This window comes from Streptomyces sp. NPDC003042 (genome assembly GCF_053591315.1).
Genome location: NZ_JBSFTP010000024.1, coordinates 25,586 through 44,366 on the forward strand (window position 1 = coordinate 25,586; position 18,781 = coordinate 44,366).

An 18,781-nucleotide genomic window follows, 5' to 3' on the forward strand; every position below is an offset into this window, starting at 1 on the left:
GTGCCGAGGCCGACCCGTGTCCGCGATGTCGTCCGCGGCTCCGAGGCACGGGTCGGCCACGCCGGGTCCGGCCGACCGACGTGCGCGGTGAAGCGGCGGAGCCCGAGGCTCCGGTGTGGGGCCTACGCGTCGCGCGGGCCGGACAGGGTCGCCCGGACCGAAATGGGAAGGTCCAGCGCTATGACGAGGAAGCACTCCTTGTGGGCGATCAGGGAGAGGTCCTGGAACAGGGCGAGGGGCAGGTCTGCCACTCCTCGGACAGTCAGGGAGCCCGAGGTGAGGGAGTGGCGGCCGGGTTCGACGAGGTCCAGGTGGAGCGTGGCTTCGACATCGAGTTCGCGGGCGAGGTGGCCGCGCTCTTCGAGCTTGTGGGTGAGGCACTGCGCGTAGTCCATGGCCAGCGCAGCCGCCACGAGCTCCTCCGGGGTGCTCTCCCCGGCAGGCTCGGAGATCCTGCTGCTCCATCGCATCCGCAGGCCGGAGCCCACCGAGTCGAGGGAGACCGAACCCTCCCCGGCATCCTGCGGCTGTTCACCGAACAACGGGCCCCGCCATACGGCGCGGGCAGATCTGGTCGCCATCAACGAACCCCCGTCATCTCGGCTGGTGCGACTGCTTCGGCGATCGCGCCGACGATCCGGGCGCACACCTCGGGCGCGCGGTCGAAGAGGTAGAAATGGTCCCCGGGCCACGTGCGGAAATCCGTGGCGCCCGCGTGATCGGACCAGGCCCGCATCTCCTCGGCACTGACCAGCGGATCGGAGTCTCCCCTCATGACGGAGAGCGGAGAGGTCAAGGGTGCGTGGCCCCCATACCGGTATCCGTGGTTCACGATGAGGTCGTTGCGAAGCGCGGCTATCATGCGGTCCGCCAGGACGGTGTTGTTCCACAACTCCTCGGGGGTGGCGCCCAGCCAGCGCATGTAGTCGACGTACTGGTCGCGTGTCCAGTCCTCGGGCCGGCCGTTGGCGGGCTCCGGGACGACGAGCTGTGGCGCCGGGCTTCCTGACACACCGACCCACAGCGGCCGGTGCCCCCGCTTCGCGAGGTCCTGGACGAGCTCGTAGGCGATCAGCGCTCCGAGGCAGTGGCCGAAGACCGCGTAGGGTCCGGACAGTTCTCCGGCCAGGGCCTCGGCGAACGAGTCCACCGCGCTCTCGACGCTCGGGCAGACCGGCTGCTTGGGCGCGGTCGCTCGCGCCGGCAGCTCCGGGACCAGGATCCGCCAGTTCTCGGGGAGGTGGGGAAGGAGAGGTACGAAGCTCCCCGCCGATCCTCCCGCGTGGTGCAGGAGGATCAAGGTCAGTTCAGCGGGTTCCACGGCGGTGGTCGATCGGCCGCGGAGAACGCAGATACTCAAGGTCTCGCTACCTCACCCTCGTGCGGACTCTGCGCTGAGCGCAGCGTCATAGGCGGTGACCAGGTCGCCGACCGTCCGCATCTCGACGATCGAGGTCTCGCCCTGGAAGGGGTCCACTCCGAGCTCCATCTCCATGCCGATGAGCAGCTCGGCGAACATGAGCGAGGTGAGGCCGAGCCCGACCAGGTCGCTCGTCAGGGAAATCGTGGATATTTCCCCGCCCGCGCCTTGCAGCAGGCGAAGGATTTCGGCCTCGATCGACCCTTGTGCGTTCAGCATGTGAGACCTCCGTCAATGACCATGGATTGCCCGGTGACGAATTCCGCCCGGGGGGAGCTGAGGTAGAGAACGGCGTCGGCGATGTCGTCCGCCGAGGCCAGTCTGCCGAGGGGGGTCCGGCGCTCGATGCGTTCGCGGTACGCGGCGGGCATCTCCGCGGTCATCGCGCTGTCGAAATAGCCGGGCACAACCGAATTGACGCGGATGCCGTGGCCGCCGAGTTCACGGGCCAGGCTCCGGGTGAACCCGTCGAGACCCGCTTTGGCCGCCGCGTAGACCGAGACGCCCCGGTAGCCGCGGACGGCGTTGATGGACGAGATGCTGACGATGTTCCCGCCGCCCTGGCGGGTCATCAGCCGCGCGCACGCCTGGGTCAGCATGATGGGGGCGACCAGGTTGGCGGTGATCTGCGCCTCGATCGCCTTCGGCGGCATGGTGAAGAGCAGTTCCTCGCGCACCAGGCCCGCGTTGTTCACGAGCAGGTCCAGCCTGCCGAACACACGGTGGACGTTGCGGACGAAGGTCCGCGCCGTCGCGGGCTCGCCCAGGTCGAGGGCCTCCCAGTAGAAGGATTCCGGGTGGGCCGCGCTCGATTCGGCGATGAATTCGGAGGTGGAGCGGCTGAACGTGGCGACACGCCAGCCGTCGGCGAGCAGGCGTTCGACCAGGACGCGTCCCAGCCCCCGGCTGCCCCCGCTGACGACGGCCACCCGTCCTTCGCCGACGCCCTTCTCCACTGCTGTGCTGAGATTCTCTGTCATGCGGGAGTGCGCACCTTCTTGAACCGGTCGGAGTGCTGGTCGGCGTCGGAGACTTCCACGACGACCGGCACTTTGTACGCTTCCAGCCTTCGGCCGCAGTACTCGCGAACCTGGCGGGCGACTTCACGCGCGTCCGCGGGGCTGACCAATTTCACGGTGGCTTTCACCACCATTCCTGTCACGTGGCTGGGCCTGCCGGAGACCGTGGCTTCGGCGATGTTCGGAATTTCGAGCAGAACGTTCTCGACCTCGCTCGGGTAGACCTTCTCTCCCGCCACATTGATCAATTCGGTGGCGCGGCCGAGAATCCGTACGTAGTCGCCGTCGGTCTCGACGACGTCCTGGGTGTTGAAGAAGCCGTCACCGTCGAACGGGGCGGGCGCGTTGAGGTAGCCGAGCATGGCCGTCTCGGAGCGCACCCAGAGGATTCCCTCGACGATCCGGTAGTCGAACCCCGCGCCGCCGAGCTTGACCCACAGACTCCCGTCGCCCTTCGACTTGGTCGCCATGATGCCGAGCTCCGAAAGGCCGTACGTCTGCTTGAACCGCACCGACGGCAGCGCCTGGTTCAGCAGCTCGAGCGTGCGCTGGGGCATGGGCTCGGTGCCGTAGGTGATCAGTTCCAGCGACGTCAGGTCGTGCTGTTCGTGAGCATGCGAGATGAGCAGCATGTTGAGGAACGTCGGCGTGGTGGGAAGGACCTCGACGCCGAAGGCGGCGATCGCCGAGCACACCGTGTCGGGCCTGCGGTCGCAGACCGTGACCAGGGTGCCGCCGTGGTTCAGGGTGTGCAGCAGGGTGTTGATCCCGCCGATGTGGTCGATGCTGAGGAAGCCCAGGGTGCGCCGGGCACGCGACGGCTCGCCGTACTTCGCGAGCATCGTGCCCAGGTCGAGCACGATGGCCTTGCTGCGCCCCGTGGTTCCCGAGCTGAAGAGCACCAGGCCCGGTGTCCCGGCGTCCCGCAGACGTCCGTGGAGTGCGTGCGTAGCCCGCGGGCCGGTCCGCTCGACGGCGCGTCCCGTCTCGCCGCCCACGGTGATGGCCACTTCCACCTCGGCGGTCTCGTGGTACTCCGCGCGCTTGGCGTCCGAGGACCGCGGCAGCGGGACGATGATCGCCCCCCTGTCGGCCAGTGCGACGAACGCGGCGCACACGTCGACATCACAGGCGCCTTCCAGGGCGACCACCTGGCCGGCGCCGACATCGTGCTCGTCGAGGTATGCCTGCCAGTCGCGGACGCGCCGCGCCAGCGCCGCGTACGTGTACCGGACTCCCTCGACGATGAGGGCGTCCCTGTCTTCGAAGGCACGGAATCGATCGATCAGTGAACTGGTCACGGTTTCCTCGTTGCGCTCGTCATCAACTGTTCCCTTCGTTCAAAAACGCGATGGGCCTGGCGAGGCCTCCACGTCCGGCTCGTGGGGGGACCGTTCGGCGTGGGTGCCGGCCGAGAGGCCGCAGCGAGCTTGCCGTTCGGGGTCACGTCAGCTGCGGCTTCGGGGCCTCGATCAGGCCTTGGCGGCGGCCAGCTCGTCGTCCGGCACGGCCTCGGCCGCCGTCCCGGCCTCCTCCGCGGGGCGGTCGTGCTCGTCCGAAAGGCTTCGACGGAGCTTGAAGGCCGCCACGGGGACGAGCAGGCTGCCGACCGCCAGCACCACGATCAGGACCCTGCCGTGGTCGATGTCGAGGAGAGCGGTCGTGGTCAGCGGGCCCAGGATCATCCCTCCGGAGATGACGAAGGAGAACAGGGCGTTGGTACGCCCGCGAACCTCGTCGGTGACCAGGCCGTTGATGAGGGCGGCGACGATCGGGATCACGATGACCTCGGCCACCGAGAAGATCGCGACACCGGCGATGAGCACCACCAGCGCGGCCGTCCCGGAGGTCAGGCCCGCGAAGAAGACGCACACCCAGCTGGCCGCCGAGAGGACGCCCGACGCCGAGATCAGCGTGCTCCTGCGCATGCCGGTCAGCCGCGGCATGAGCAGGAACTGGGCGACGACGATCACCACTACGTTCGCGATGAAGGCCACCGAGATCCCGCGAGGCGTGACCGCGTCGTTGAGGGTGACATAGCCGGGCAGCGCGGACTGGAACTGGCTGAGTGAGACGGTCGCGCACAGCAGCATGCTGAGCAGGGCGAGCATGAGCGCGGGGATACGCAGGACGGACCGGTAGGAGGCCTTGGGTGCGTCGGCTTCGGCCGGGTGGTCCCGCTTCTCCGCGGTCTTCGGCAGGAGGAACACGAAGGCCGCCGCGGTGATGAGGAAGGAGAGCCCGTCACCCAGGTAGAGCAGCTGGTAGCTGCCCAGGGTTCCCGCGGCGGCGAAGCCGCCGACCAGGACTCCGAGTCCGACGAACGCGTTGAAGAGGGTGAATTCGAGGCCGAAGGTCAGCGTGCGGTGTTCCTTCGGGACCACCGTGGCGAACATCGTCTTGGTGACCGTGCCCACCCCGCCCATGCCGAGGCCGTACAGGGCCGAGACGGCCAGTGCGATCCACGGGCGGTCGGCGATGGCGTAGAGGCCGGTGCCGACACCGGCAATGATCATGACGGTCGGCATCACGATCCGGTAGCTGAATTTGTCCAGCAGGTGGCCCCAGACCAGTCCGGAGCCGAACGAGAAGAGGCCGGTGACGGCGATGGCGGCGGGGCCGATACGGATGTCCAGGCCGCGGATGTCGCGGAAGTAGATCAGCAAGAAGGGCATGACCAGGCCCGCGCCGAAGGAGTTCACCGCGTTGGCGACCAGCAGCGCCTGAGCACGGCGTGGAAGGAGGCCGATCACGCGGAGCGGATGTTGCTTGGTGGAAGACATGTGACGCATCTTTCGATTCGACGGGGAACGGCCGGTGCTCATGCGCCGGCGGAGACGTTCAGGCCTGGGGAGCGGCGGTGTCCACGGCGAGCCGCCAGATCGTCCTGCCGTCCATGCGCTCGAAGCCGAACCGGGGGAGGGCCGCCGCGAGTTCGAGCTGCCCCTTCGCCGCGATGATGGCGGTCACCGTGATCTGTTCCTGGTCCGCCCATCGGGCCAGCGCGGCGAGCAGCGCCTCCGGCACGTCGTTGCCGGCGCAGTCGGCGAGCGTCTGGGAGTCCAACAGGTTCACGGCGCCGTCCCGGACCGGGTCCGACGCGAGCCAGCCGACGGCGCGCCCGTCCTGACGGCAGATGAACAGCAGGCCGTCGCCATCTCCGAGGAGGACCTGCCGCACCGTCTCCGGTTCCGGCTTGAGCTTCACGCCGCCGGGCAGCACCGCCTCGGCGAAGGTCAGCATCGCGAGGGCGACGAGCTCCTCGACGGCCGCGGCGTCGGCCTTGTCCACCGGTTCGACGGTCAGGTGGGCGGGAGCATCGGCGGTCGGGGCGTCGGGCGTCCGCTTGCTCACGCTGTGCAGGCCGATCACCTCGAACCCGTGCTTGCGCATCCAGGCGCCGGAGATCTCGTCCTCGTCGGCGGTGGCGGCGATCAGGCCGGTCTTGCCCTCTTCACGGGCGAAGACGCGTGCCTCGGAGAGCAGGCGCGAGGCCAGGCCGCGGCGTGCGGCTTCCGGGCGCACCACGATGTTCAGGAAGTGGTTGTCCTTGTCGTCGACGCCGTTCAGGGCACCGCACTGGACGAAGGCCAGGGTGTGGCCGTCCTCGCGGATCGACCGGATCAGCGGGTCGCTCCCGGGCACGAAGACCAGCTCATGGCGCCGCTCACCCGTCAGGCGTGCCTCGGACACCTCGGTGACCACGGCGCGGCCCTCGTCGTCGAGGCCGAGGGGCCCGGAGACGGGCGCGAGATCCGCCGCGACGAGGACGAAGCGCTCGTAGTCCCCGTCACGGCCGACGTGTTTGAAGCCCGTCCGGGTCAGCACGCCCTGGGAGGGCACGTTCGAGTCCAGCGTGCGAGCCACGACCTGGTCGACCCCCGTCTGGGTGAACGCCCAGCGGGTGAGCTCGGCCAGGGCCTCGGTGGCGTAGCCCGCACCGCGGCAGGACTCCGGGAGGCCGAATCCGACTTCGACGACACCGTCGTTCGGCGGCTGGTGGAAGCCCATCTCGCCGATCACCAGGCCGTCCGAGTCGCGGACGAGGTGGTACATGCCGAACCCGTGCCTCATCTGGTCGGCGGTCCGGCGCCCGAAGCCCATGGCGGGGTACTTGCTGCTGGGCAGCGGGTAGTCGGCGACCCACTCATCGGAGGTGGCGTTCTCGTCGAGGAGCACGGCCACCTGAGCGGGCGTCAGCTCCCGCAGGGTCAGGCGCGCCGTCCTGAGCGAGTTGGTCACCGGTTCGATGAGCCGGCGCACGGACAGCGGCTTCAGGTCGGTCCACACCTCCTCGATATGGCTGAGGCATTCCTCCTTGGCGCCCTGGAATCCGGTCGGCTTCCAGCCGTCGGGCAGCTCCCGGTCGGCCGGCCAGGTCGAGTACTGGCCTTCGTCGTTGACGGCGACGTCATAGATCACTGTGTTACTCCAAGCACGTTCGGGGTTTGAGGGCGGGTCGCGAAGTCCCAGAGCCGCGACTTCGGGAAGAAGCCTGTTTCGATGCCGTGGCCCAGAAGGGTGCGCAGCAGGGCCGTGTCCGGCCTGGGGCAGCACAGATCCCCGAGGGCCGACGACGTGGCCTGCGCGTCGTACTCGACCAGGGTCGACACCGGCTTGAGGAACTGGGCCAGGAACGCGAAGGCGTTGGAGTCGATCGCGTCGGCTTCCTGCCGTCCCAGCCAACGCCCCACCGCCTCCGGGGCGGCGGGGATCACGGCATAGCCGAGGTCGCGCAGGATCACCGCGAGATCGGACGAGGGGAGATTCACCGGGTTGCAGACGTGGAAGGTACGGCCCGAATTGGCCGGGTTCCGCGAAAGCTCCAGGATCGCGTCGGCCGCGAAGTCGACGGGGGTCAGGTCCATGCCCCACCCCGGCGCCGAGGGGACGAGGCCGCAGCTGAGGATCACCCGCAGGATCTGGTACATCATGTTCACGCTCGGATCGGGAAGGAAGGTTCCGGTCCTGGTGTTGCCGACCAGCGTCCCCACCCGGTGCACCGTCGCGTCCAGCCCTTCGGCGATGGCCTTCCTGACGACCAGTTCGGCCTCGTACTTCGACCGGGCGTAGGGGCTGTCGAACTCCTCGCCCCGGTCGAAGTCGTCCTCTCGCAGGGTGACCAGCGGCCCGTCCCCGGACGCCGGGCCGACGGCGGACAGCGTGGACATGTGAGCCATGCGCCAGCCGCGGGCCAGGGCCAGAGCGGCGAGCATGGCGGTCGGGGCGATGTTGTTCGCGGAATAGTGGTCATCGCGTCCGAAGTGGCGCACCTCGGCAGCGGCGTGGATGACCTCCTGGACCCCTTCGGTGGCACCTGCCAGCTCGTCGGCGCTGATCGTGCTGAGGTCGCCCTCGATGATCCGCACGCGGTCCGGCAGCTCGGAAAGGACGTCCGGTACGTAGTACGCGACCGCCTTCGCGAGCCGGTCCACGGCCGGGACCTCACCGCTCCGCCGCACCACGCACGCCACGTGACGGCCGGGCTCGCGCAGCAGCGCGGCCAGCACGTGCACGCCGAGGAAACCCGTCGCGCCGGTGAGGAGAACCTCACCGCCATCGGCCGCCTTCGCCGGGGTGTGCCGGATCGGCCGCGCCACGGGGACGTCCTCGCTCCGGCCGGCCGTCTCCTCGACGGCGGGCGCGGGCACCTCCGCGTCCAGTTCGGCCAGCCTGGCCGCGAACTGCTCCACGGTGGGGTACGCGAAGAAGTCCTGGATGGTGGCGTCGGGGTAACGCTCCTGGACCTCGACCAGGCAGGTCAGCACCTGCAGGGAGTGGCCGCCGATCTCGAAGAAGTCGTCCCCCGGGCCGTCGACGTCGATCTTCAGTGTCTCGGACCACACGTCCGCGACATAGCGTTCGAGATCGCTGAGCGGCCGGTCGCCGCCTTCCGCCATGTTCACACCTTCCGTCGTGGTGGCGATCGCCACGGAGGCCTCGGCCTCGGGCAGGGACGGCCGGATGCCGGGATCGGCCACCACGGCTTCCAGTAGCCGCACGTAGTCGGCGCCCCACTGCCGGATCGTCGCCTCGTCGAAGAGCGCCGGGTCGTATTCCAGGTCCAGATGCAGACCGCCGTCCGCCGCCGGGGTGACGTACAGGGTCAGATCGAACTTCGCGCCGATGCCCGGCAGTTCCACCGGCCGGCTGGACATGCCGTCGAAGGACGGCAGGGGGAAGTCCACCGGCATCGCGAACATCACGGAGAACAGAGGAGTGCGGCCGGGGTCCCGTTTCGGATTCAGCTCGGCGACCAGCCTGTCGAACGGGAACGCCGAGTGCTGGATCCCTTCGAGTACCGTCGCGCTCACGGTCCTCGTCAAGGAGGCGAACGAGTCGTCGTGGCCGAGCCTCACCCTGAGCACCAAGGTGTTCAGCAGCAGCCCGAAAACCCGCTGCGACGCCTCGGTGGACCGGCTGGTGACCGGTGTGGCGATCGCCATGTCGTCCGCGCCGCTGTGGTGGCGCAGCAGGACCGCGTAGGCGGCCAGCATGGTGCTGAACGGCGTGGCGTTCAGCTCGGCGGACAGCGCGCGGACCCGCGACGCCAGCTCGGGGTCCAGGTCGCGACCCCACATCGCGCCGGTACCCGCCCGCACTTCGGGCCGGGGACGGTCGGTGGGAAGGGGCACCAGGTCCGGCGCGCCTTCGAGCTGTTCCCGCCAGTAGGCGCTGCTGCGCGCCGTGTCGCTCTGCTGGGCCAGCTCCAGATCGGCGAGGACGTCGTGGAACTGGTGCGGGTCGGCCACGGCCGGCGCGTCGTCCCCTGCCCGCCGGCGGTGGTAGTCCTGCGCCAGGTCTTCGACCATGACACCCATGGACGTCGCGTCGGTCACCGCGTGGTGAACCGTGATCACCAGCAGGCTCCGCGCCGGGCCGAGGATCAGCGTCGCGCGTACGGGCGGCTGGGCGAAGCAGCGCAGGGGAGGCTCGCCCAGCTCGCGCACCCATTGCCGGACGTCGTCGTCCCCGGCCAGCGGACGGAGCGTCCCCCGCTCCGAGGCGAGCGCCGTGTCGAGCACGGAGAGCTCCACGCCCGGCTCGTCGAGGATCTCGGTCTCGAACTGCCCGCCCCTCTGGTGGAACACGGTGCGCAGTCCGGAGTGACGGCGCTGGGCGTCGGTGAAGGCCGCCCGCATCGCGGCCGGATCCACCCGTCCGGCGATGTCCACCGCGAGCGTGACGTTGTGCTGGTTGGAGTCGTCCTGCATCAGGTCCACGAACAGCATCCGCTGCTGGGCCAGGGACGGCCGGTAGACGGTCGCCGCCGACGGGGCGGCCGGAGCCGGGACCGTGGAGGAGGGCGCTCCCGTGTCGTCGGGCAGCAGCGCGAGCATGGCCGCGAAGGTCCCGGCGTCCAGCAGATCACCCAGCGCCGGTGCGGTGCCCAGTTCCGCTTCGAGGCGTTGCCGCAGCCGCAGCAGGGCCAGCGAGTCTCCGCCGGCCTCGACGAAGGAGGCGCACTCGTCGGGTGTGATGGCCAGCAGGTCCGTCCAGATGCCTTCGAGCACGTCACGTGCCGAAGGCCGGCCGGCGGTCGGCTCGACGGCCGGAGCCGGGCTCCTGGTCGTGCTCGGCTTCGGTGCCGGCCGCTCCGAATGGATCCGCCGGTCGAATCCGTAACCCGGCAGATGAATCCTGCGGCCGGACACTCCGCCGGTGAGGTCTGCGGGGACGCCCAGGCACCATGCCTGCGCCGCGGCTCCCGCCACGGCGACGGCCGCGTCGCGCTCACGGTCGAGCGTCGGCACCAGGGCCGGCGGGTCGGCCAGTTGCCCGGCGAGTTGGAGGAGCGTGGGGTGCGGGCCGATCTCCACCAGGACGGTCGGGCTTCCCGCGGCGCACACCTGGGACAGGGCGTCCCAGAACTCCACCGGCTGGAGCAGGTGCTCCCGCCAGTGCGCGGCATCGGGTGCCGCGTCCATCAGGCCGGCGGAACAACTGAACCACGCGGCGGAGGTGGGAGCTGACCAGGTGATCGCTTGCGCTTCCCGGTGGAAGTCGTCCGCCATCGGATCGAGGAGCGGGGAGTGGAACGCGTGCGAGACCGACAGCCGGCGCGTCCGCACGCCCTCACCGCCCAGCACCTCCTCGATCCGCTCCAGGGACCGCCGATCACCGCTCAGCACCAGATCGCGGGGACTGTTGACCGCGGCGACCGCCACCAGGGGTTCGTCAGCGACCAGCCGGGCCACCCTGCCGGTGTCCCAGGCGGAACCGGGGCGACAGCGGACCGACAGCATGGTGCCCGGCTCGGTCTTCCCGACCATCAGCCTGCCGCGCTCGGCGACCAGCATGAGCGCGTCCTCCTCGGACACCGCTCCCGCGACCGCCGCGGCGGCGAACTCGCCCACGCTGTGCCCCAGGACCGCGTCGGGACGGATGCCGTACCGACCGAGCACGCGCACCAGACCGAACTGCACGGCGAGCAGCGCGGGGGCCGCGACGTCGGTGCGGCCCAGTTGAGCCGCCCTGCCCGCGTCGAACAGGCAGTCCAGGAGCGGATACGGCATCAGGCCGTCCAGCAGCGTGTGAGCCCGGTCGATCCACTCCCGGAACTCGGGGTAGGCGGCATACGCGCCCGCCGCCATGCCGGTGTACTGGCCTCCCTGACCGGTGAAGGCGAAGACCGTACGGCACTCGCCTTCGGCGGCCACGCCCGTCCGGACGCCGACCGAGGGGGCCGTCGGGTGCCGGAGCAGGGCCGCCGCGGATTCCGTGTCATCGGCGAGCACGGCGAGGCGGTGCTCGAACCTCTCCCGACCGTGGACGAGCGTGTGCGCCGCGTCCTCCAGGCCGGTGTCCCACCGGTCTTCCAAGAAGCCCGCGAGACCGTTCGAGGTGTGCGTCAAGGCCGCCCCGCTCCGTGCGGAGAGAGGAAGGATGAAGGGCGGTTCAACCCTGTTCTGTGCAGTCACTGATGGGTCCCCCCAGTCGGCTCGATGAATTCCTCCACGAGCACGCAGGCATTGGTACCGCCGATCCCGAACGAACTCACCCCGGCGAGCCGCGGTGCGTCCCCGGCCGGCCACTCCTCGTTCGCGGTGAGCAGGCGAAGGCTCCCGTTCCGCGTGAGCTCCTCGATCGGCTGTCCGGAATTGACCGTGCCCGGAAGGACCTTCTCCCGCAGCGCGTAGACCGCGGTGAGCAGGCCGGCGATACCGGCTGCCGTGTTGCAGTGGCCGATCGCGGACTTCACCGAGCTGACGGGCAGCGGAGCGGCCCGCTCCCCGACGACCTCGCCCAGCGCCGTCGCCTCCACCGCGTCTCCCAGCCGGGTGCCCGTGCCGTGGGTCTCGACGAATCCGAGGTGGCCGGCGTCACGGCCCGCGAACCGCAGCGCGTTTCGGAACACGCCCACCTGGCCGTCCGCTCCGGGCGCGGTGTAACCGGCCTTCCGGTTGCCGTCGTTGTTGATCGCCGAGCCGACGATCGTGGCGTGGACGGGGTCCCCGTCACGGAGCGCGTCGGAGAGCCTCTTGAGGAGGACGACGCCGGCGCCGTCTCCGCCCACCGTTCCGGTGGCGCGGACGTCGAAGGGCCGGCACACACCGTCCGTGGCGTAGATCATGCCGGGTTCGTAGACGTATCCGCCGTTCGCCGGGTCGGCGATCGACACCCCGCCCGCGAAGGCGTAGTCGCTGGAGCCGGACCGCAGGCTCGCGCAGGCCAGGTGAACCGCCACCAGGGACGTCGAGCAGGCCGTGTCGACCATGACGCTCTCGCCCTGGAAATCGTGACGGTAGGAGTACCGGGTGGCGGCGAAGGAGGGCCTGGAGGAGAAGGCCTGGGAAAGCCCTTCCGCGAGGGAGCCCTCGCCGAGTGGTTCCTGTGCCTCGGTCTCCGCGCAGCCCGCGTAGATACTGGTGCGCCCCCGCAGCTGGTCCAACGTGACCGCGGCGTTCTCCATGGCCGCCCACAGGCATTCGTGGAGCAGCCCGTGCTGCGGGTCGGTCGCACGCGCCTCGACCGGAGACAGCCGGAAGAGCTCGGCGTCGAACGCGCGTGCCGTGTCGAGCAGGCCCCAGCGATCGATGCGCAGCCGGCCGTCGCCGAGCGCGACCGCCGGTTTGTCCGCGCCCGCGACGCAGTCGCGGGCGTCCCGCAGGTTGTCCCAGAAGGCGTACACGTCCGGCGCGAGGGCGAAGCGTCCGGCGACGCCGATGATGGCGATCGGCTCATCGGCGTCAGCGGGGACAGCGGCCGGGGCGGCTTGTGGAAGCCCGTCCGGGCTCCCCAGCCGTGCCGCCTGGGCGCGGACAGAGGTGAACCTGAGCAGTTCGGCGACGCTCAGCTCCAGGCCGGCGTGCCGTTTCAGCATGGCCTGGAGGCGCACCAGCAGAAGTGAATGGCCTCCGGCTTCGAAGAAGTTCACGTCGTCGTCCGCCGGGACCTCGCCGAGCACTTCGCACCACGCGGCCCGAACCGCGTCGAGGCCGTGCCGTGCGACCGCCGGCCGGACGGTGGCCGGCCGTGACCCGGGGCGGCGCGGAGCGGGCAGCCGGCGCCAGTCGACCTTGCCGTTGGCGTTGAGCGGGAGTTCGTCCAGTTCCGCCCAGGCGGTCGGCAGGGCGAAGTCCGGGAGGACCGAGGCCATCCGGGATCGCACGTCCTGCCAGGTGCCGCCCGACCGCATCACCAGGTAGGCCGCGATCTCCTTCTCGTCGCGCGGATTGCGCCAGGTCGTAACGTGACAGGCGCGGACCGCGGGATCGGCGAGCAGAGCCGACCGGACCTCTCCGAGCTCGATGCGCTGACTGCGGATCTTCACCTGCTCGTCCATGCGCCCGACGAACTCGATCTCACCGCTGGGCAACAGGCGCACTCGGTCGCCCGTTCGGTAGAGACGGCGGCCCGGCCGGCCGCTGAACGGATCCGGCACGAAGGCCTCGGCCGTACGACGCGGGTCGCCGAGGTAACCGCGGGCAAGACCGACGCCGCCGAGCAGCAACTCGCCGGGGCATCCCACGGGAGCGAGGTCGAAGGTCCCCTCGTGGACGACGTACGCCTCCGTTCCCGGGACGCAGCGGCCGATCGAGAGCGTGCGGCTCCCGTCCTCCACCGCGTCGACCTTGGTGAACATCGACGTGAAGGAGTTCTCGGTCGGGCCGTAGCCGTGCAGCAGCACGCCGGGACCGCACCACTTCACGGCGCGCGCCACCTGCGGGATCGCGGCCGTGTCACCGCCGAAGACCATCACCCGGAGGTGTTGGAAGAGATCGGGAGCCTCGGTGACGAGGTTGTGGAACAGGGGAGTGGTGACCATGAGCATGGTCACGCCGTGTTCCGCGATGGCGTCGCGAAGCGCGGCGGGTGAGAGCGCCAGCTGGCGATCGAGGATCACCAGGCGGGCGCCGTGGGTCAGCGCACCCCAGATCTCGTAGGTCGCGCCGTCGAAGTTCAACGGGGACAAGTGGGCGATCCTGTCGTCCGGTTCGAGCCGGACGTAGCCGTCGCCCCGCATCAACCGGGAGACGCCCAGGTGCGACAGCATCACGCCCTTGGGCCGTCCGGTCGATCCGGACGTGTACAGCACGTTGAGGAGCATGTCGGGGTGGAGCCCGACGGGGGGCGGGACGGCCGGGAGGCCGGAGGCGGCAGCTCGCACGTCGGTGATGGAGTGCGCCACGTGGCCGAGGCGTGAGATGCGCTCAACGCCGTCGGGTGAGGTGAGGACCCGGCGGACGCCGGAGTCCCGGAGGATCGACTCGAGCTTCTCGTCGGGATACCCGGGCTCCAGCGGAAGGTACGCCTTGCCCGCCAGGGCGATGCCGAGGAAGGCGACGACGGCGTCGATGCCCTCGGAGAGCAGGACCGCCACGAGTTCCTCGGGCTCCGGCCCGGAACGCGAGGCGTGGTGATCGTCTTCCAGGAGCCATCGGGCGACCTGAGCGGACGCTGCGACCAGCTCACCGTAGGTGAGCGATTGCGTGCCGTGGACCACCGCGGTGCGGTCCGGATCGGACTTCGCGGCGTCGACGACCATCTCCGGCGGAGTGATGCTCGGGTGGGGGACCCGGGCCCCGGCGTCGTCCGCGAGTGCGGTGGCGGCGTCGGATTCCAGCAGGAGGGCGCCCATGCGCGTCGACGGGCTGGCCGCGGCGGCGAGGAGGAGGCCGACAAGCTGGTCGAGCATCGACCGGGCGGTCGACCGCCGATAGATACCGGCGTCGTAGTCCAGCTTCAGCGTGAGGCCGTCGTTGCCTTCGATCGCCATGAGCGCCACGTCGTGTTTCACAGCGCCGAGTCGCACGTCGACCCGTGTGACGGTGGTACCGGAGCACAAGTGTCTGACGTCGGGCTCGGTGCGATGCGTGAAGGTGGCCCGGAAAGTGGGGTACCGCCGTCCCTTCGCCGCGAGCTCCGCACGGAGGATGCCGGTGTCCACGCTCGAGTGCTCGAAGGACGCGATCACCTGGCCGCGGACGGCGGTCAGATGGTCGATCCACGGCGTCGCCGGGGCGAAGGACGACCTCACCGGGAGCACGCGCGCGATGAGGCCTACGGTGTCGTCACCGCCCGAACCGAACCGCCCGCTGAACGGGATGCCCAGGAGACCCTCGGCCTGTCCGCTCCACTGGTGGAGGACCGCGGTCCACGCCGCGAGGACCCCGATCGCCGGTGAGACCAGGGCGGACTCGAAGTGCGCCCGCAGGGCCGCCACCGACTCGCCGGTGATCGACGCCTCCTCGCATCCCACGGACGACGGTCGCACGCCGCGGACCAGGTCGGGAAGGGGCTCCAGCATCTCGGACGACTCGTGGAGAAGGCCGAGCCAGTAGTCGAGGTCCTCCGCCGGCTGCCCGCTCGGCTCCTCGCCGTCCTGCCGGCTCTCCTCGGCCCGACCCGACCGCGGCTCGATCGACTCCTCGTAGAACGAGCAGAGATCGTCCACGAGGAGATCGACCGAAGCGGCGTCGAGGACGATGTGGTGGCCCGTCATGACCAGTACGGCTCCACCGGGCTCCAGCAGGAGATCGGATCGCAGAAGGCCGGGCGTCGACATGTCGAGGGGCCGGAGCCCGACCTGCTCGGCCCAGGCCGTCCTGCGCGCGTCGTCGAGGTCCTCGCCGGATCGCACGACCCTGAGGGACGGCTCGACGCGCTCGGCGACGATCTGCTTCACCGCCCCGTCGTCGTCCGTCCGGAACGACGAACGCAGTGCAGGATGGCGCTCGTGCAGCCGGACGAGCGCCGCTCGTACGGCTGCTTCGTCGACCCGGCCCTGGAACTTCAGGCAGACGGGAACGTTGTAGCGGGAGGATTCCGGATCCTGGCTCGCGGCCAGCCAGAGGTCGAGCTGCTCGGCTCCGGCGGTGACGACGGTGCTCATATCTGCGTGGTCCGGTCCGGGGTCGCCTGCCGGTAGGCGTCGTCGACGCTCTTCCACAGAAGCGGGAAGACGGACCGCTCGGACAGCTTCTCGAGCTCGTTCACGGGTTCACCGCGCAGGCTGGTCGGGCCGTCCGCGGCGGCGGCCGCGGAAGTCGGCTCGGTACGCGCCGCCGGGTGACCGCCCAGGTGCTGACGGACCAGACGCAGGTGGAGCTGGTTCCACTCCATGAGGTTGCAGTCGAGTGCGTGGAGTCCGCTCTGTACCGCCGAAAGCCCGCTCAGCCACGCGGCGGGCGCCGCGCCGCCCTCTCGCGCGACCTCCTCGATCAGGTCCTTGGACGTCACGCCGTTGCGCTTCATGGCGGCTTCGAACGACTTCCACACCGCCCGGCAGACCCGGCGCAGGTTGCGTCCGCCCGGCGAGTCCAGTCCGCTGGTGTTCGCCGGAAGGTGGTCGCGCATGCGCAGGAAGCTCGCCTGGGGCAGGAAGTCCATCAGCAGCCGGACACACTGGACGGGCAGTTCCGCCAGTCCGTTCGTCCGGGCGAGGAGCTTGGCGGCCAGTGCGAAGTCGTCGTTGTCGAGAGCCCCGGCCACGCGCCCCAGTTCGTGGTGCATCGAGCACCACACGTACTCGTTGACCAGGTGGACGATCTGGAACATCCGGTGATCGGAGTTGATCAGTTCGGCCTCGGGGACCAGCGCGGCCATCGCGAGGGTGATCCGGGTGTCCATCTCGTAGTTGCTGCCGCGGTCGTACTCGAAACGCAGGAGCGGGTTGGGCTCGGAGGGGTTGAGAACCGCCTTGGCCTCGCCCGGCCGGCCTTCTTCGATGCGTCGTGCCATTAGTGCGTGGTCTCCTCAGCTCGGCGGAACAGCTTGTTGTCGATGACGGATCTCAAGTAGGGGGTGCCGGCGGTGTAGCCCGTGCCGCTGACCGAACCGATCATGCGGACGGCCAGCCGGTAGTGGGTTCGCTTCCAGCGTTGGTGGACGGCTTCGATGTGCGCCATCGCCCGGGTCAGGCGCGCTTCGACCTCCGCGTCGTGAGCACCGCTCGCGATCAGGGCGTCCACCGCCCCGCGCACGGTGGTCATGCTCTGCAGGACGCGGCCGCGCACCTCGGGAACGGACTGGAAGGCGGCGGACTCGACGCGCGCCGGCGGGGGCGTGCCGCACAGGGCTTCGAACGTCTTGTAGTTGACCGACTGGATGGCGCTGGCACCCTCGGTGAACTTCCTGAAGAACTCGAACGACTCGCGCTGCATCGTGGCGAGCAGGGAGAAGAGCGGCAGCCCGTGATTCAGCACCCCGGCGATCGAGGAAAGCAGAAGGATCGCTTCTTCCGTGTCCCGGGCTTCGAGCCTGACGATTGCCTCCGAGGCCAATCGGGCCAGATGCTCGAATATCGACTCGAATGACTGGAGCACTCGGATGAAGAGATATTCATCGTGAATGATGTAGACCGGCAGAAGGGTCTCCTCCAGCCTGGGAGTCATCCCGGGCGGCGCTCCTTCGAGTACATCGATGAGCTGATCGAATCGCTCCTGAAGACAGGACACCTTCGGCGTGATCGGTTTTCCGCTCAGCGTGTCCATTCCGGTCGCGACACGGAGCCCGTGCCGCAACCGTTTTTCCACGGCTTCCCGGGACGGTCGCATGCACGGCAACTGGGAGCGATATCCGAGCGCCGCACCGCATTCGAATGCCAGGGCATCGTAGAGAAGGAAAGCTATTCGAGTGCCGACCTCGTCCTCGAAAGCCGGAAGCGACTCGGCGTTCCGCGGGCGCAGCAGGTCAAGGGCCGTGTAGGTGGTGTAGTCGTAGGTCCCGTCGTGCTTGTCCAGCACCACGGAGAGGAATCGCCGCAGGTGATCGCGGCTTGCGTCGTCGCCGACGATCTCGGATTGGCCGGCGCGAACCCGGACGAGCGCCTCGACCACGGGCGCCGCGAGAAAGTGCTTGCCGACGGATCTGATGTAGCGCACGACCCGGGAAGAGGGAAATTCGTCGGCCCGCGGCGACTGCCGCCAAGAATCAAGCTCCATCAGCAAGAGTCCGGGGAGGCCGAATTCTCCTTCGTCGAAATGCATACAGAATCCCCCGTGCATGGTCTTGCAGCGACAAGAGTGTCAGGTAAGTTCCTAGGAAATTTCCCCGTGTGGGCGACGCGACAGATGACACGCACGTAAGCGGGCATCGCACCATCAGTGTGGGGTTCCTTGATCGGTTCACCTTAACTATGTTGACCGAGATTGTCTCTGTCAACCTTTTTCCGATATCAACCCCGAGGATTTCCAGGGGGTGGCAAAAACGAATTTCGGTGCCGTTCCCTATGGCAGCGAATGGCGCACGTCGATGGTCGGCGGTCGTGGCGAGTGCGCGGCGAGGGCCGCCGCGTGCTCGTCGTCCACGGGCAGGTCGACGAGCTGCCAACCCGGGATCGGCGCCCGGGTGTCGTCCTTGGCAAGGCCTCGGCCCAGGCCGGTGCCGATGCCCTTGAGGTACGCCTCCTTGCGCGCCCACACACGGGCGAACGCGGCTCCTCGCTCGGCGAGCGGCACGGCCTCGATCGCGGCACGCTCTGCCGGATGCAGGGCGCGTGCCACATCCCTGACCGTCGGGCCGCTCGGGATGCCTTCCACATCGACACCCACCGTCAGCTCGGCGACGGCGATCAGCACGCGCTGCCCGCCGTGAGAGAGCGAGAACCGCGTCCGCGTGGAGGGCGCGTCCAGCACAGGCCGCCCGTGCGGCCCTGCGCAGACCGGGCAGGGATCACGTCCGAACCTCACCGCGTACGGCTCGACGTTGAGCCGCGCGGCCAGGATCCGCCGCAGGGCGACGTGCGCGAAGCCGTAGCGGACACGATCGTCCCCGCGCCGGTACGTCGTCATGCGCCGGCGTTCCTCCGCGTCGAGCACGGACAGGTCGAAGGCGTCGAGCTGCTGAGCCGACGGCACTCGCATCGACCAGACGGAGATCTCGTCACCTTGGTCGCCGG

The 18,781-nt window shown here is 69.5% G+C and carries 12 protein-coding genes; all 12 read right to left on the reverse strand.

Annotated features, from left to right (window positions below; genetic code table 11):
- Positions 1 to 122 precede the first annotated feature (122 nt).
- A complete protein-coding gene (locus ACWDYJ_RS14995) occupies positions 123 to 581 on the reverse strand; it encodes a hypothetical protein (RefSeq protein ID WP_451565950.1) in 459 nt (152 codons plus the stop codon).
- Positions 581 to 1,321: a thioesterase II family protein gene (locus ACWDYJ_RS15000; protein ID WP_451565951.1), complete on the reverse strand. Its 741-nt coding sequence runs from the start codon at positions 1,319 to 1,321 to the stop codon at positions 581 to 583. The genes ACWDYJ_RS14995 and ACWDYJ_RS15000 overlap by 1 nt, the downstream gene beginning before the upstream one ends.
- A gap of 51 nt (positions 1,322 to 1,372) precedes the next feature.
- On the reverse strand, positions 1,373 to 1,639 hold the full coding sequence (locus ACWDYJ_RS15005; RefSeq protein ID WP_451565952.1) for a phosphopantetheine-binding protein: 267 nt from the start codon (positions 1,637 to 1,639) through the stop codon (positions 1,373 to 1,375).
- A complete protein-coding gene (locus ACWDYJ_RS15010) occupies positions 1,633 to 2,400 on the reverse strand; it encodes an SDR family NAD(P)-dependent oxidoreductase (RefSeq protein ID WP_451565953.1) in 768 nt (255 codons plus the stop codon). The genes ACWDYJ_RS15005 and ACWDYJ_RS15010 overlap by 7 nt, the downstream gene beginning before the upstream one ends.
- Positions 2,397 to 3,740: a class I adenylate-forming enzyme family protein gene (locus tag ACWDYJ_RS15015; protein WP_451565954.1), complete on the reverse strand. Its 1,344-nt coding sequence runs from the start codon at positions 3,738 to 3,740 to the stop codon at positions 2,397 to 2,399. Before ACWDYJ_RS15015 ends, ACWDYJ_RS15010 begins: the two co-directional genes overlap by 4 nt.
- A gap of 171 nt (positions 3,741 to 3,911) precedes the next feature.
- Positions 3,912 to 5,222, reverse strand: a complete 1,311-nt coding sequence (locus ACWDYJ_RS15020; RefSeq protein ID WP_451565955.1) for an MFS transporter — start codon at positions 5,220 to 5,222, stop codon at positions 3,912 to 3,914.
- Positions 5,223 to 5,280: 58 nt separating this feature from the next.
- Positions 5,281 to 6,861 carry a GNAT family N-acetyltransferase gene (locus ACWDYJ_RS15025; protein WP_451565956.1) on the reverse strand — a complete coding sequence of 527 codons (1,581 nt, stop codon included), beginning with the start codon at positions 6,859 to 6,861 and terminating at the stop codon, positions 5,281 to 5,283.
- The gene (locus ACWDYJ_RS15030; protein WP_451565957.1) at positions 6,858 to 11,474 is read right to left on the reverse strand and encodes a condensation domain-containing protein; all 4,617 of its coding nucleotides are present in this window, start codon (positions 11,472 to 11,474) and stop codon (positions 6,858 to 6,860) included. Before ACWDYJ_RS15030 ends, ACWDYJ_RS15025 begins: the two co-directional genes overlap by 4 nt.
- Positions 11,357 to 15,775: an amino acid adenylation domain-containing protein gene (locus ACWDYJ_RS15035; RefSeq protein ID WP_451565958.1), complete on the reverse strand. Its 4,419-nt coding sequence runs from the start codon at positions 15,773 to 15,775 to the stop codon at positions 11,357 to 11,359. Before ACWDYJ_RS15035 ends, ACWDYJ_RS15030 begins: the two co-directional genes overlap by 118 nt.
- Entirely contained in the window at positions 15,772 to 16,623 is an 852-nt protein-coding gene (locus ACWDYJ_RS15040; RefSeq protein ID WP_451565959.1) for a hypothetical protein, read from the reverse strand. The genes ACWDYJ_RS15035 and ACWDYJ_RS15040 overlap by 4 nt, the downstream gene beginning before the upstream one ends.
- Positions 16,623 to 17,870: a tryptophan 2,3-dioxygenase gene (locus ACWDYJ_RS15045; RefSeq protein ID WP_451565960.1), complete on the reverse strand. Its 1,248-nt coding sequence runs from the start codon at positions 17,868 to 17,870 to the stop codon at positions 16,623 to 16,625. Before ACWDYJ_RS15045 ends, ACWDYJ_RS15040 begins: the two co-directional genes overlap by 1 nt.
- 240 nt (positions 17,871 to 18,110) lie before the next feature.
- The gene (locus ACWDYJ_RS15050; protein WP_451565961.1) at positions 18,111 to 18,746 is read right to left on the reverse strand and encodes a 4'-phosphopantetheinyl transferase family protein; all 636 of its coding nucleotides are present in this window, start codon (positions 18,744 to 18,746) and stop codon (positions 18,111 to 18,113) included.
- Positions 18,747 to 18,781: the final 35 nt, after the last annotated feature.

Coding starts and splice junctions, on each gene's coding strand:
- ACWDYJ_RS14995 (WP_451565950.1), bottom strand. CDS start 581: ATGGCGACCAGATCTGCCCGCGCCGTATGGCGGGGCCCGTTGTTCGGT.
- ACWDYJ_RS15005 (WP_451565952.1), bottom strand. CDS start 1,639: ATGCTGAACGCACAAGGGTCGATCGAGGCCGAAATCCTTCGCCTGCTG.
- ACWDYJ_RS15010 (WP_451565953.1), bottom strand. CDS start 2,400: ATGACAGAGAATCTCAGCACAGCAGTGGAGAAGGGCGTCGGCGAAGGA.
- ACWDYJ_RS15020 (WP_451565955.1), bottom strand. CDS start 5,222: ATGTCTTCCACCAAGCAACATCCGCTCCGCGTGATCGGCCTCCTTCCA.
- ACWDYJ_RS15035 (WP_451565958.1), bottom strand. CDS start 15,775: ATGAGCACCGTCGTCACCGCCGGAGCCGAGCAGCTCGACCTCTGGCTG.
- ACWDYJ_RS15040 (WP_451565959.1), bottom strand. CDS start 16,623: ATGGCACGACGCATCGAAGAAGGCCGGCCGGGCGAGGCCAAGGCGGTT.
- ACWDYJ_RS15045 (WP_451565960.1), bottom strand. CDS start 17,870: ATGCATTTCGACGAAGGAGAATTCGGCCTCCCCGGACTCTTGCTGATG.
- ACWDYJ_RS15050 (WP_451565961.1), bottom strand. CDS start 18,746: ATGCGAGTGCCGTCGGCTCAGCAGCTCGACGCCTTCGACCTGTCCGTG.